General features: G+C 63.2%; 16 protein-coding genes. 14 read left to right on the forward strand and 2 right to left on the reverse strand.

Translation table 11 applies throughout. The features are described from left to right. Positions 1-4: 4 nt before the first annotated feature. Both PRZ01_RS11240 and PRZ01_RS11245 read right to left on the reverse strand, forming a co-directional pair. Positions 5-778, reverse strand: a complete 774-nt coding sequence (locus PRZ01_RS11240) for a hypothetical protein (protein WP_273596888.1) — start codon at positions 776-778, stop codon at positions 5-7. Positions 779-791: 13 nt separating this feature from the next. Beyond that, on the reverse strand, positions 792-1,451 hold the full coding sequence (locus PRZ01_RS11245) for a TetR/AcrR family transcriptional regulator (protein ID WP_273596889.1): 660 nt from the start codon (positions 1,449-1,451) through the stop codon (positions 792-794). 187 nt (positions 1,452-1,638) lie between these two features. Here PRZ01_RS11245 and PRZ01_RS11250 point away from each other — a divergent pair, with 187 nt between their 5' ends. From PRZ01_RS11250 to rsmD, 14 genes are all read left to right on the forward strand, one after another. Further along, positions 1,639-2,559, forward strand: coding sequence for an ABC transporter ATP-binding protein (locus PRZ01_RS11250; RefSeq protein ID WP_273597032.1), 921 nt, complete (start codon positions 1,639-1,641; stop codon positions 2,557-2,559). Positions 2,560-2,684: 125 nt separating this feature from the next. Then, a complete protein-coding gene (locus PRZ01_RS11255; protein WP_409993842.1) occupies positions 2,685-3,440 on the forward strand; it encodes an ABC transporter permease in 756 nt (251 codons plus the stop codon). A gap of 252 nt (positions 3,441-3,692) precedes the next feature. Beyond that, positions 3,693-5,834, forward strand: coding sequence for a S9 family peptidase (locus tag PRZ01_RS11260; protein WP_273596890.1), 2,142 nt, complete (start codon positions 3,693-3,695; stop codon positions 5,832-5,834). Positions 5,835-5,885: 51 nt separating this feature from the next. Further along, positions 5,886-6,167: a BolA family protein gene (locus tag PRZ01_RS11265; protein ID WP_273596891.1), complete on the forward strand. Its 282-nt coding sequence runs from the start codon at positions 5,886-5,888 to the stop codon at positions 6,165-6,167. Then, on the forward strand, positions 6,164-6,805 hold the full coding sequence (gene hisG / locus PRZ01_RS11270; protein ID WP_273596892.1) for an ATP phosphoribosyltransferase: 642 nt from the start codon (positions 6,164-6,166) through the stop codon (positions 6,803-6,805). Before PRZ01_RS11265 ends, hisG begins: the two co-directional genes overlap by 4 nt. Before the next feature lie 78 nt (positions 6,806-6,883). Further along, positions 6,884-8,194, forward strand: coding sequence for a histidinol dehydrogenase (gene hisD, locus PRZ01_RS11275; RefSeq protein ID WP_273596893.1), 1,311 nt, complete (start codon positions 6,884-6,886; stop codon positions 8,192-8,194). A gap of 94 nt (positions 8,195-8,288) precedes the next feature. Next, positions 8,289-8,510 (forward strand): CopG family transcriptional regulator, encoded by a 222-nt coding sequence (locus tag PRZ01_RS11280; protein ID WP_273596894.1) that lies wholly within the window; start codon positions 8,289-8,291, stop codon positions 8,508-8,510. Further along, on the forward strand, positions 8,507-8,968 hold the full coding sequence (locus tag PRZ01_RS11285; RefSeq protein WP_273596895.1) for a PIN domain-containing protein: 462 nt from the start codon (positions 8,507-8,509) through the stop codon (positions 8,966-8,968). Before PRZ01_RS11280 ends, PRZ01_RS11285 begins: the two co-directional genes overlap by 4 nt. 7 nt (positions 8,969-8,975) lie before the next feature. Beyond that, positions 8,976-10,079: a histidinol-phosphate transaminase gene (hisC, locus tag PRZ01_RS11290; RefSeq protein ID WP_273596896.1), complete on the forward strand. Its 1,104-nt coding sequence runs from the start codon at positions 8,976-8,978 to the stop codon at positions 10,077-10,079. Continuing rightward, positions 10,076-10,705 carry an imidazoleglycerol-phosphate dehydratase HisB gene (gene hisB / locus PRZ01_RS11295; protein ID WP_273596897.1) on the forward strand — a complete coding sequence of 210 codons (630 nt, stop codon included), beginning with the start codon at positions 10,076-10,078 and terminating at the stop codon, positions 10,703-10,705. Before hisC ends, hisB begins: the two co-directional genes overlap by 4 nt. 1 nt (position 10,706) lies before the next feature. Further along, positions 10,707-11,357 (forward strand): imidazole glycerol phosphate synthase subunit HisH, encoded by a 651-nt coding sequence (gene hisH / locus PRZ01_RS11300; protein WP_273596898.1) that lies wholly within the window; start codon positions 10,707-10,709, stop codon positions 11,355-11,357. A gap of 92 nt (positions 11,358-11,449) precedes the next feature. Beyond that, positions 11,450-12,193 (forward strand): 1-(5-phosphoribosyl)-5-[(5-phosphoribosylamino)methylideneamino]imidazole-4-carboxamide isomerase, encoded by a 744-nt coding sequence (gene hisA, locus PRZ01_RS11305; protein ID WP_273596899.1) that lies wholly within the window; start codon positions 11,450-11,452, stop codon positions 12,191-12,193. Positions 12,194-12,292: 99 nt separating this feature from the next. Beyond that, complete coding sequence (gene hisF, locus PRZ01_RS11310) at positions 12,293-13,072, forward strand: imidazole glycerol phosphate synthase subunit HisF (RefSeq protein WP_273596900.1); 780 nt, start codon at positions 12,293-12,295, stop codon at positions 13,070-13,072. Then, positions 13,072-13,701, forward strand: a complete 630-nt coding sequence (gene rsmD, locus PRZ01_RS11315) for a 16S rRNA (guanine(966)-N(2))-methyltransferase RsmD (RefSeq protein WP_409993837.1) — start codon at positions 13,072-13,074, stop codon at positions 13,699-13,701. Before hisF ends, rsmD begins: the two co-directional genes overlap by 1 nt. Positions 13,702-13,739: the final 38 nt, after the last annotated feature.

Genomic DNA, 13,739 nt, shown 5'->3' on the forward strand with positions numbered 1-13,739 from the left:
GCCTTTATTCCGCCAGCTCTTCCCGTGCCATTTCGATGTCCAGGCAATCCATGGCGTCCACGGGCTCGCAGGCGGCGGCATCGGCGTAGAGCTTTTCGGCTTCTTTCATGCGCTTGTCACCCTCCAGCATGATCAGGCCGTTGGCGCGTTCGATCATCCCGATGGCGCTGCCGGGGTTGATCTGCAGTGCCTGCGTAAACATTTTCAGGCCAGTGCTGGTGTCGGCGCCCTGGGTCTTGCCGAGCAGCTTGCCCACTTTGTCGATCACTTCGGCATGGAAGGCGCCCAGGGCGATGTGCGCGTCGGCATGTTGGGGGGCGAGGGCGATGGTTTTCTCCAGCGCGTTCTTGACCTTGCTGCCAAGGCCTTGCGTCAAGGCCTTGGCGACGCTGATGCCTTGGCCATAACGGCCAATCGCATAGGCTTGCCAGTAATAGGCGTTGGGGTTGCCGGGCTCGGCTTCTTGCTGGGCGGCCGCGCGTTCGGCCACCTCCAGAAACATCTCCAACTTGACCTTTTCCTTCTTCTCCAGGTAGTTGGCGTAGATGGCTTGGGCCTTGTTGGCAACGGTGATGCCGCCACCGCCAGCGGCCAGGCCTGCGTCATGCGCCTGCTGAAATTCACCGGCGTGGAAGTGAATCCAGGCCTGCTGTACCGCCGCATCCTTGGGAAAAGGCTCGGCGTCGCCCATGTGCAGGCGTGCCCAGTTCTTTTTCAGGCTGGCTGGGGTGTACTGAAAGGCGCTGTTGTCATGTGGAAAAGCGGTCCACTTGGCCATGCGGTGATCTCCTTCAGGATTGTTGGTATTGGTTGGCGAGCGCGAAGAGGTGGTCTTTGGAGGCCGGCTCCAGATAGGGCAACAGCAGGCTCAGCACGTGGAAGGCGCCGCGCATCAGCGCAGCCCCGGCCTGCGCGGGCTCCAGGGCGTTGCGGGGATCTTTCACATACTCAAAGCTGAGCCAGTAGCTCAACAGCACCACCATGGCGCTGGCCGTGGGTTCTTGCTCGCGTGCATCCATCGTCAGCACGCCGCCGTGTTGCAGGCCGGCCAGCACCTGGCGCATGGCTTGGCTTTTTTGGGCCAGCACGGTCTGGAAATGCGTTTCCAGGCGGCGGTTCTTGGACAGCAGGTCGTTCAGGTCGCGGTACAGAAAGCGGTATTTCCAGGTCAGCTCGTAGAGCATATGGAAGAACAACCAAGCGTCTTCAACATGGCGCACACCGTCAGCAGCAGCCAACAAAACGCCCAACTCCTGTTCGTAGCGGTTGAACAAGGCGTTGATCAACTCATCCTTGGCCGGGTAGTGGTAGTACAGATTGCCCGGGCTGATGTTCAGCTCGGCTGAGATCAGTGTGGTTGAGACATTGGGTTCACCAAAACGGTTGAACAGGTCCAGCGTGACTTCAAGAATTCGCTCGGCCGTGCGGCGTGGCGGCTTTTTAGTGACCATGTATGGGGAGTCTCCTCGTTTCATTCTGGCACCAAGCCGGGGACTTGCTCTAGGGTTTTCGCTCCACAGTGGCTGCAGACCCTGGGCGCCCAGGGTATTCGCCTCAAATAGCCTCATTTCAGCGCGATCAGCGTGGCTTTTCTACAATGCAGCCATGCAGCATCCATACCTCTCCTCGGCCGGCCATGTGCCGGCCGTTTCGTTTCAGAACGTCAGCAAGACCTACCGTGGCGGTCAGGTCAAGGCGCTTGACGGCGTTTCCTTCGACATTGCGCAAGGCGAATTCTTCGGCCTGCTGGGGCCAAACGGCGCCGGCAAGACCAGCCTCATCAGCATTTTGGCCGGGCTGAGCCAGGCCAGCGGTGGGCGGGTGGAGGTGCTGGGGCACGACGTGGTAGGCGACTATGCGGCGGCGCGTCGGGCCCTGGGCATCGTGCCGCAGGAGTTGGTGTTCGACCCCTTTTTCAGCGTGCGCGAGTCGTTGAAGATCCAGAGCGGCTATTTCGGCGTGCGCAACAACGAGGCCTGGATCGACGAGTTGCTGCATGAGCTTGGCCTCTCTGACAAGGCCAACGCGAACATGCGGCAACTCTCGGGCGGCATGAAGCGCCGGGTGCTGGTGGCGCAGGCGCTGGTGCATCGCCCGCCCGTGATCGTGCTGGACGAGCCGACCGCCGGTGTCGACGTTGAACTGCGCCAGACGCTGTGGCAGTTCATCGCGCGGCTCAACCGCGAAGGCCACACCGTGCTGCTCACCACCCACTATCTGGAAGAGGCTGAAGCCCTGTGCGGCCGCCTGGCCATGCTCAAGCAAGGCCGCATCGTGGCGCTGGACCGCACCAGCGATTTGCTGCGCGGGCGTGCCGCCACCATGCTGCGCTTCAAAACTGACGACACGCTGCCCGCCGAGTTGCAGGCCCAAGCGCGTGTGACGGGCCGCATCGTGCAAATCAAGGCGCATGACGCCAGCGACGTTGAAGCCCTGCTGGCGGTGCTGCGCGCCGCGCAATGCCGGGTGGAAGACCTGGAGATCGGCCGCGCTGATCTGGAAGACGTGTTCCTCGAAATCATGCAGGGCGAGCCCGCGCAACAAGGAGTTACGGCATGAAGCCCGAGACCATGAACGGGATGGCCCCGACGTTGAATTCCGCCGCCACCGCCACCGCCGATGTATCAGTGCAGACTCACAGTCAGCCCCCGGCGCAGACGGCCTTCGGCAGCCTGCGCGGTGTGCTGCGCGGTTCACGCACCTTGTTCAACAAGGAGGTGCTGCGCTTTTGGAAGGTCAGTTTCCAAACGGTGGGCGCGCCGATCTTGACTTCGGTGCTGTACCTGCTGGTTTTTGGCCACGCGCTGGAGAATCACGTCAAGGTGTATGGCACGGTGGGCTACACCAGCTTTTTGATTCCCGGGCTGGTGATGATGAGCGTGCTGCAGAACGCCTTTGCCAACAGTTCTTCGTCGCTGATCCAAAGCAAGATCACCGGCAATCTGGTGTTTCTGCTCGTAACGCCACTGTCGCACTGGGCCTGGTTTGTGGCTTATGTCGGCGCGGCCGTGGTGCGCGGTCTGGTTGTGGGGGTGGGGGTGCTGGCGGTAACGGCGTGGTTTGCGCCGCCGGGCCTGGCGTCGATCGCCTGGGTGCTGGCGTTTGCCCTGCTGGGCTCGGCCCTGATGGGCACCCTGGGCCTGATTGCCGGCCTGTGGGCCGAAAAATTTGATCAACTGGCCGCCTTCCAGAACTTCATCATCATGCCGATGACGTTTTTGTCGGGCGTCTTCTATTCGGTGCATTCACTGCCGCCGCTGTGGTTGGCGGTGAGCCATCTGAATCCGTTTTTCTACATGATCGACGGTTTTCGCCACGGCTTCTTTGGCGTGAGCGACGCCTCGCCCTGGCTCAGCTTGGCCGTGGTCGGCGGGGCCTTTGTCGGCGTGGCCGCGCTGGCGCTGGAGTTGCTGCGGCGCGGCTACAAGATTCGCAGCTAGGAGGCTGCAGCTGCGGGGCCAGTGCTGCCACTTTCAAGTACTGCATCGCACGCCAAACGGCGTCAAATCTGCGCCTGATTGGCGCTTAGATTGGCATGGGTTGGCCTTTGCACGGTGCGCATGGCGCCCAAGGGACTTGTGCGGCGTCATTCAAGGTTCGTTTTCCGTGTCCGGTCGGGTGGCGGCTGTGTTGGGGGGAGGGCTTGCGCATAATCCGGCGGCCTTCCTCTTCTATCCAGGATGAACCGAGCCATGACGCGACCACAAGCTCCGCGATTGCCCTTTCCTATTCCCTTGCTGCAACTGGGGGCGCTGGCGCTGGCCGTCGTGGCCGGCGGCGTTGCCGCCCAGACGGCCTCGGCCTCGGCCACTGCGCTGGTCTTTGCTCCGGCATATGCTCCGGCTGACAGCGTGATCGCCGCCAATGCGCATCTCCTGACGCAAGGCATTCCTGAAATTCCAAAAACGCTGGCCGACGATGTGGCGCGTTACACCGATTTCCGCGGCCATGCTTTTGTTGACTGGCACCCGCTCAAGCGCGAAATGCTGGTGTCGCACCGCCCGGCCGGTGGCAACATCAACCAACTGTTTCGCCTGAGTGCACCCGCCGACGGCAAATTGGGGGTGCTGCAGGCCTTGACGGATGCGGCCGACCCCGTCAATCGCGCCAGTTACGAGCCCAAACACGGCGGCTACATCGTGTTCGAGCGTGCCAACGGTGGTGATGAAGTGGGGCAGCTGTATCGCCTGGATATGGGTGCCTCATCGGCCAGGCGGCCTGCCGTGCCAGTTCAGCTGACCCCCGCCAACGAGCGCCATGTCATGGTCAACTGGCTGCATGCGGGTGGCCAGCTGATCTATGTGTCGGTGCCGTTAGACCGCACCGCCGCCAGCGGCAGCCGGGCTGAGGTGACGAGCACCTTCTGGCGGGTCGACCCGCTCAGCGCCGAGCCGCTCAAGACGCGACGCAAATTGGCCGAGCTGCCCGGGGGCGGCTGGGCGGGTGCGCAAGTCTCTTGGGACGACCGGCAATTGGTTCTGACCCGCAGCATTTCCGCCAATGAGAGCCAGATCTGGTTGATGGACTTGGCCGACGGAAAGATGCGTCAAATTTTGCCCAATGCCTCGGGCAATGGCGACAGGAATGCTGCCGCTGAAAAGGCCAGTTACCTCAGCGCAGGCTTCAGCCGCGACAACAAGTTTTTGTGGCTCAGCGGTGATCGCTTCGGGGAATTCCGCGAACTGCTGCGGCTTGATCTGGCGCGAGGTGACCTACAGCGGGTCAGCGCCGACCTGCCGTGGGACGTGAGCGGCATCAGTTTCACGCAGGATGGGCGTCGCCTGGCGGCCCTGTTCAACGTTGAAGGGCGCCATGAATTGAGGCTCTACGACACCGCCACCGCCAAGCCCTTGCCGCTGCCGGCGCTGCCCGCTGGCAACATCACCAGCGCCCACTACGCTGTGCGCGGGGATGAATTGGCCTTCGGGGTCAACAACGCCCAGGGGCCTGGGCAGGTATTCAGCATCCAACGCGATGGTTCGGTGCAGGCCTGGACACAGTCCTACGCTCCGCCCGGCGTGGACACGCGCTTGTTTCCTGAGCAGCAAATCATCCGCTGGAAGAGTTTCGATGGCAGGGCTATTTCGGGCCTGATGACCTTGCCGCCCGCTGACAAGTTCAAGGGCCGCCGGCCGGTGCTGATTTCCATCCACGGTGGGCCTGAAAGCCAGGCCAGTGTGGGCTTTCTGAATCGCAACAACTACTTTGTGATGGAGCAGGGCGTGGCGCTGATCCAGCCCAATGTGCGGGGTTCAAGCGGCTTCGGCAAGACGTTTCTGGCCTTGGACAATGGCTTCAAGCGCGAGGATTCGGTCAAAGACATCGGCGCCTTGCTGGACTGGGTGGCGCAGCAGCCCGGCCTGGACGCCTCGCGGGTGATGATCATGGGCGGCAGCTATGGCGGCTACATGACGCTGGCCTCGGCCACGCACTATGCCGACCGGATCGTTGGCGCGGTGGACGTGGTGGGCATCTCCAACTTTGTCACCTTTTTGACGAACACCGAGAGCTACCGCCGCGACCTGCGCCGCGTGGAGTATGGCGACGAGCGTGAGCCGGCCATGCGTGCCCACCTGCAAGAAATCTCGCCGCTGACCCATGCGGAGCGGATCACCAAGCCGCTGTTCGTGGTGCAGGGCAAGAACGACCCGCGTGTGCCCTACACCGAGGCTGAGCAAATCGTTGCCAAGGTGCGCAGTCAGGGTACCCCCGTGTGGTATCTGCGGGCCGACAACGAGGGCCATGGCTTTGCCCGCAAAGAGAATCAGGACTATCAGTTCTACGCTCTGATCCTGTTCTTGCGAGAGACCCTGCTCAAGCCTGCGGCACCCTGAGTTGGGCACTTGGTGAACGACGGCCATCGGCGATCAAACTAGAATTGCGCCATGGCCGATCCCACACCCGCTGAAGTCCAGCACTACATTGCCGCAGGTCTTGCCTGCCAGACCCTCGAAGTCGAGGGTGACGGCAGGCATTTCTTCGCCACCATCGTCTCCGCCGAGTTTGAGGGTTTGAACCGCGTGCGTCGTCACCAGCGCGTCTATCAAGCGCTGGGCGATCGCATGCGTGAGCAGATTCATGCCTTGTCCATGAAGACGTTGACGCCCACCGAGTGGGCCGCGACCAACGTGGTCAACGCGAACGCGAACGCGGGCGTGACGTCATGACGATCACGCTTGCCCTCTCCAAAGGCCGGATTTTCGAAGAAACCCTGCCCCTGCTGAAAGCCGCCGGCATCACCGTGCTGGAAGACCCGGAAACCTCGCGCAAGCTGATTTTGAGCACCAATAACCCCGAAGTTCGTGTGGTTCTGGTGCGCGCCAGCGACGTGCCCACCTATGTGCAATACGGTGGCGCCGATCTGGGCGTGGTCGGGCGCGACGTGCTGATTGAGCACGGCGTGAACGGCATGTACCAGCCGCTCGACCTCAACATCGCCCGCTGCCGCATGAGCGTGGCGGTGCGCGACGACTTCGACTATGCCGGCGCCGTCAAGCAAGGCTCGCGCCTGCGCGTGGCCACCAAGTACACCGAGATTGCGCGCCAGCACTTCTCCGACAAGGGTGTGCACGTTGACCTGATCAAGCTTTATGGCTCCATGGAGCTGGCTCCCTTGACCGGCTTGGCCGATGCCATCGTTGATCTGGTCTCCACCGGCAACACGCTCAAGGCCAACCATCTGGTTGAGGTGGAGAAAATCATGGACATCTCCTCCCGCCTGGTCGTCAATCAGGCTGCGCTCAAGCTCAAGCGCGAGCCGTTGCGCCGCATGATCGAGGCGTTTGCCTCGGCGGTGCAGCCGTAAATCCCCGGGGTGGGGCCGGTGCGCCGGCCTGCTCTGTGAGGCCCGCATTTCCCCTTTTTGTTCTCCGGTCCCGCCATCATGTTGAATTTGCGCCAACTCAGCACCGCCGCTGCCGACTTTGAATCCGAGTTTCAGCGCGTGCTGCATTGGTCGGCAGAAACCGATGCCGGCATTGAAACCCGGGTGGCCGAGATTTTGGCGGATGTGCGCCAGCGCGGCGACGCCGCGGTGCTGGAGTACACCGCCCGGTTTGACCGTTTGGACGCTGCCAGCGTTGCCGCGCTGGAGCTGAGCCGCGAAGAACTCAAGGCCGCCTTCGACGCCATCACCCACGCACAACGTGAGGCTCTGCAGGCTGCAGCCGCTCGGGTGCGCAGTTATCACGAGCGGCAGAAGCAGCATTCAGGCCTCAGCTGGAGCTACCGCGATGAAGACGGCACGCTCCTGGGCCAGAAGGTCACGCCTCTGGACCGCGTGGGCATTTATGTGCCCGGCGGCAAGGCCGCCTACCCCAGCAGCGTGCTGATGAATGCGATCCCCGCCCAGGTGGCCGGTGTGCCCGAGATCATCATGGTTGTGCCCACCCCCGGCGGCGAGAAAAATCCCCTGGTGCTGGCCGCCGCCTATGTGGCCGGCGTCAGCCGCGCCTTCACCGTGGGCGGGGCGCAGGCCGTTGCCGCCCTGGCCTATGGCACCGCCACCATCCCCCGCGTCGACAAGATTACCGGCCCCGGCAACGCCTATGTGGCCAGCGCTAAGAAGCACGTGTTCGGCCAAGTCGGCATCGACATGATTGCCGGCCCCAGCGAGATTTTGGTGCTGGCCGACGGCAGCACGCCGCCCGACTGGGTGGCCATGGACCTCTTCAGCCAGGCCGAGCACGACGAGCTGGCCCAGAGCATTCTCTTGTGCCCCGACGCCGCCTACATCGCCCGCGTTGCCGAGGCGATTGAGCGCCTGCTGCCCACCATGCCGCGCCAAACGGTGATCAAGGCCTCGCTGGAAGGGCGCGGCGCCCTGATCCACACCCGCTCGATGGACGAAGCCTGCGAGATCAGCAACCGCATCGCGCCCGAGCACCTGGAGGTGTCCAGTGCCGAGCCCCATCGCTGGGAACCCCAGTTGCGCCACGCCGGCGCCATCTTCCTGGGCGCCTTCACCAGTGAATCCCTGGGTGACTACTGCGCTGGCCCCAACCACGTGCTGCCCACCTCGGGCACCGCACGGTTCTCGTCCCCCCTGGGCGTCTACGACTTCCAAAAACGCAGCAGCCTGATCGAAGTCAGCGAAGCCGGCGCTCAGAAACTCGGCCCCATCGCCGCCGAGTTGGCCTACGGTGAAGGCCTACAGGCGCATGCCCGCGCAGCGGAACTGCGTTTGAAGAAGTAATCGGCGGAGTTGCGCCTCAAAGAGTAGGCCAGGTGGTTGGCCTTGAGATAACACGAACTTCGTGTAACACGAACTTCGTGTTATTCTTGGGCCCATGAAGAACGTCACCGTCAGCATGGAAGACAGCGTTGCCGAGTGGGCGCGTTTGGAGGCTGCGCGGCGCAATACCAGCGTGTCGCGGCTGGTGGGTGAAATGTTGGCCGAGAAGATGCGGCATGACGATGCTTACGAGCGGGCCATGCAAGACTGGCTGCACCGCGAGCGCAGTTGGGCGTCTGATGGGCGCGACTATCCCCGCCGTGGGGCCGCCCAATGAGCACCGGTGCTGCGGCCACGTTTGTGTTTGTCGACACCTCGGTGTTGATCCGCAGTGAAGACGGGGCCGATGAGGCCGCGCGCAGCTGCGTGATGGCTTGGTTGCGCGAGCTCTGGCTGCGCCGCCTGGGGCGGGTCTCCACCCAAGTTTTGAATGATTTTTATGCGCAGGTCACGACGCGGGTGAATCCGCCCATGCCCAATGGCGATGCGCGCGCTGAAGTGCGGCGTTATCAGCGCTGGAACCCTTGGGCCATTGACCACGCCACGGTGGAAAGCGCCTGGTCGATTGAGAGCCGCTTCGGCCTGCCTTATGTCGACGCATTGATCGTGGCCGCCGCCAAGGCGCAGGGTTGCCGCCTGCTCCTGAGCCTTGAATTGCCGCATGAATTGCAACTCGACAGCGTGCAGATCATCAATCCCTTGTTGAGCGACCCGGCTCTTTTGACCTCCGTGTGAGTGCGCCATGAATCCAGCCAATGCCTCTCTTGAAAAAGACCTCGACGCTGCCCTGCGCTGTATTCGCGAGGACGTGCGTGCGGCCCATGCCTACCCGGTGGCGTCTAGCGCCGGCATGGTCAAACTGGATGTGATGGAAAACCCCTTCCGCCTTTCAGCTGATTTGCAACGGCAGTTGGGAGAGCGCCTGGGCGCCGTCGCGATCAATCGTTATCCAGCCGAAGGCACGCAGCATCTGGCAGCCGCGCTGGCGCGCCATGCCGGCATGCCCGCCGGTTGCAGCATCACCTTGGGTAACGGGTCAGATGAGCTGATTACCATGCTCAGCCTGGCCTTGAGCCGGCCCGGCGCCTGTGTGCTGTCGCCCGAGCCCAGCTTTGTGATGTACGAGATGTCGGCCCGCTACCAGGGCCTGAAGTTCGTGGGCGTGCCGCTGCGCGCCGATTTCGAGCTGGACGGCCCGGCCATGCTGGCGGCTATTGCTGAGCACCAGCCGGCCTTGATTTATCTGGCCTACCCGAACAACCCCACGGGAAATTTGTGGGACGCCGCTGTCATCGAGCAAATCATCGAGGCCGCGCCCGGACTGGTGGTGATGGACGAGGCGTATCAGCCCTTTGCCGCCAGTGACGCCATGCATTGGCTAACGCGTTATGCCAACCTGCTGGTGATGCGCACCATGAGCAAGTTTGGGCTGGCGGGGGTGCGCATCGGCTACCTGATCGGCCAGCAGGCCTTGATTGCCGAGATTGACAAAGTGCGCCCGCCCTTCAACATCAGCGTGCTCAACGCTGAGGCAGGCTTGTTTGCGCTGGAGCACGCCGACGTGTACGCGGCGCAAGCGACCGAGTTGCGGGCCCAACGCGCGAGGGTGTTTGAGGCCCTGTGCCAATTGCCCGGCGTGCAGCCCTATCCCAGCCAGGGCAATATGATTCTGACGCGGGTGCCCGATGCGCCCGCCTTGTTTGCCGCGCTGAAAGCGCGTGGCGTGCTGGTGAAGAATTCCTCCGCCGCCCACCCCATGCTGCGCAACTGCCTGCGCATCACCGTGGGCACACCGGATGAGAACCAGGCCTTGTTGGCCGCGATGAAAGAAAGCCTTGGATCATGAATAGCCAAAATTTGCCCCAAGTCATCCACACCGTTGGCCCGCGGGTGGCCGAGGTCAGCCGCAACACCAAAGAGACGCAGATCACCGTGCGAGTCAACCTGGACGGTAGCGGCGAGGCGCGGCTGGACACCGGCATCGGCTTTTTCGACCATATGCTGGACCAAATCGCCCGCCACGGCCTGATTGACCTGGACATCGTCGCCAAAGGCGACCTGCACATCGACGGTCACCACACCGTGGAAGACGTGGGCATCACCCTGGGCCTGGCCGTTGCCAAGGCGATTGGCGACAAGAAGGGGCTCACTCGCTACGGCCACAGCTATGTGCCGCTGGACGAGGCGCTGTCCCGCGTGGTGGTTGATTTCTCGGGGCGCCCGGGGTTGGCGATGGACGTCAAATTCACGTCCGGCTCGATCGGCGCTTTTGACACCCAACTGGCTTTTGAGTTCTTCCAGGGCTTTGTCAACCACGCGCTGGTGAGCCTGCATGTGGATAATTTGAAGGGGCATAACGCCCATCATCAGTGTGAGACGATCTTCAAGGCCTTTGGCCGTGCCCTGCGCATGGCCATGACCCTTGACCCGCGCTCGGCGGGCGTCATTCCATCGACCAAAGGAAGTCTCTGACATGAGCCGACGCACAGTGGCCGTGGTGGACTACGGCATGGGCAATCTGCGCTCGGTTTCGCAGGCCGTGCTGCACGTGGCGCAAGACTCCGGGCTGGAGGTGATCATCACTGCGCGACCCGACGAGGTGTATGCCGCCGAGCGTGTGGTGCTGCCAGGGCAGGGCGCCATGCGCGACTGCATGAGCGAGTTGGCCGACTCGGGCCTCAAGGACGCGGTGCTGGACGCCGCCGCCCGCAAACCCCTGATGGGCGTGTGCGTGGGCATGCAGATGCTGCTGGACCACAGCGAAGAGCAAGACACACCGGGCTTGGGTTTGATCCCCGGCGAGGTCAAACGCTTTCAGCTGGCCGGGCAGTTGCAGCCCGACGGCAGCCGCTACAAGGTGCCGCAGATGGGCTGGAACCAGGTGCACCAGTCGCTGCCGCACCCGATCTGGGCGGGCGTGCCGGACGGCAGCTGGTTCTACTTCGTGCACAGCTACTATGCGGCCCCGTTAGATGCGCGCCACAGTGTGGGTGAATGCGATTATGGTGCCCGCTTTACCTGCGCGGTGGCGCGGGATAACATTTTCGCCACCCAATTTCACCCCGAAAAAAGTGCAGCACTGGGTCTTGCCCTCTACCGCAACTTCTTGCATTGGGCACCCTGAAGGCTTCTTGCCTTTATGTTTGTGCCCCGTAAAAATCTTCGCTTCCGTCCTCGATCTTTCGATCTCCCTTTTCTCTTCTACCTACCTCGGCCATGCTGCTGATACCTGCCATTGACCTGAAAGACGGTCGCTGCGTCCGCCTCAAACAGGGCGATATGAATGACTCCACCACCTTCGGCGAGGACCCCGCGGCCATGGCCCGGCGTTGGCTGGACGCGGGCGCCCGGCGCCTGCATCTGGTGGACCTGAATGGTGCGTTTGCGGGCAAGCCGGTCAACGAGGCGGCAATCAAAGCCATTCTTCGTGAAGTCGGCGATGAAATCCCAGTGCAACTCGGTGGCGGCATTCGCGACCTTGACACCATCGAGCGCTATCTCGACGGTGGCCTGAGCTACGTCATCATTGGCACCGCCGCGGTGAAAAGCCCAGGCTTCCTGAAAGACGCCTGCTCGGCCTTTGGCGGCCACATCATCGTGGGCCTGGACGCCAAAGACGGCAAGGTCGCCACCGACGGCTGGAGCAAGCTGACCGGCCACGAAGTGATCGACCTGGCTCGCAAGTTTGAAGACTATGGCGTCGAAGGCGTGATCTACACCGACATCGGCCGCGACGGCATGCTCAGCGGCGTCAACATCGAGGCGACAGTCAAACTGGCGCAGGCGCTGACGATTCCCGTCATCGCCTCGGGCGGCTTGTCCAATCTGGACGACATCCGCGCCCTGTGCGAGGTGGAGCGAGAAGGCGTCGAAGGCGTCATTTGCGGCCGCGCCATCTACACCGGCGACCTCGACTTGGCGGCTGGGCAGAAGCTGGCCGATGAATGGGTTGAGGGTTGATCCCTTTGCCCCAGCTGAATCACCACTGAGCCGCCGTTAAATTGTGGCGTCAGGGGCCGCACGCTGCGGCCCTTTGTATTTCAACCCGAGACTGCTCTCATGCTCGCCAAACGCATCATTCCTTGCCTCGACGTGACCGGTGGCCGTGTGGTCAAGGGCGTCAATTTTCTTGAGTTGCGCGATGCCGGCGACCCGGTGGAAATCGCCGCCCGCTACAACGAGCAGGGCGCGGATGAACTGACCTTTCTCGACATCACGGCCACCTCAGACGGGCGCGACCTGATCCTGCACATCATTGAAAGCGTGGCGTCCCAGGTTTTCATTCCGCTCACCGTGGGCGGCGGCGTGCGCGAGGTGGCCGATGTGCGGCGCCTGCTCAATGCCGGGGCCGACAAGGTCAGCTTCAACTCGGCGGCGGTGGCGCGGCCTGAGTTGATCCGTGAATCTTCAGACAAATACGGCGCGCAATGCATCGTTGTGGCCATCGACGCCAAGCGCCGCCAAGGTGACGATCTGGCCGCACGCGGCCCGGGTTGGGACGTGTACACCCACGGCGGGCGCAAGAACGTCGGGCTGGACGCAGTGGCCTGGGCGTGCCAGATGGCTGAGCTGGGCGCGGGTGAAATCCTGCTCACCAGCATGGACCGCGACGGCACCCGCAGCGGCTTTGACCTTGAATTGACCCGCGCCGTGAGCGATGCCTTGACCATCCCCGTGATCGCCTCCGGCGGCGTGGGTTCGCTGGACGATCTGGCGGACGGCATCACCAAGGGTGGTGCCGACGCGGTGCTGGCGGCCAGCATCTTCCACTACGGCCAGCATACCGTGGGCGAAGCCAAGGCGCTGATGGCGGCGCGTGGCATCCCGGTGCGTCAGTGATGAGCGGCGCCCGCCCGCGTTCCAGCCTTGCGGCCAAGGCCGCCAGTGTCCCTGAGCAGCGCCGAGGGGCGCCGCGCATGGGTGCACGCGAGGTGCGCATCATCGGTGGCGACTGGAAGCGATCCAAACTGCCGGTGGCCGACAAACCCGGCCTGCGCCCCACGCCCGACCGGGTGCGTGAAACGCTCTTCAACTGGCTGGGCCAGACCCTGGAAGGCTGGCGCGTGCTGGACGCCTTTGCCGGCAGCGGTGCGCTGGGCTTTGAAGCGGCATCCCGTGCTGCTACCGAGGTTTTGTTGCTGGAGCGCGATCCGCAATTGGCGCGCAGTCTGCAGGCCAGCGCCCAACGGCTCAAGGCCACCAATATCCGGGTCGAATGCACCGACGCCATCGGCTGGATGAGCCGCCAGGCGGCGCCGGCGTTCGAACTGGTGCTGCTGGACCCGCCCTTTGACTTGAACCTGTTCTTGCCGGCTTTGAAGGCCGCCGTGCCCTTGCTGGCACCGGGGGGGTTGATCTACCTGGAGGCGGGCGAGCTGATTGAAGCGCCTGCGGACCTGGGGCTGGAGCCCCTGCGCTCGGGCCGCGCCGGGGCGGTGCATTTCCAGTTATTGCGCCGCAGCGGATAATCCAGGCTTTCCTTCCTTTGTGCCCGCTGGGCCGCCGG

The sequence above is a fragment of the Roseateles koreensis genome, from assembly GCF_028595305.1.
Taxonomy (GTDB): domain Bacteria; phylum Pseudomonadota; class Gammaproteobacteria; order Burkholderiales; family Burkholderiaceae_C; genus Paucibacter_A; species Paucibacter_A koreensis.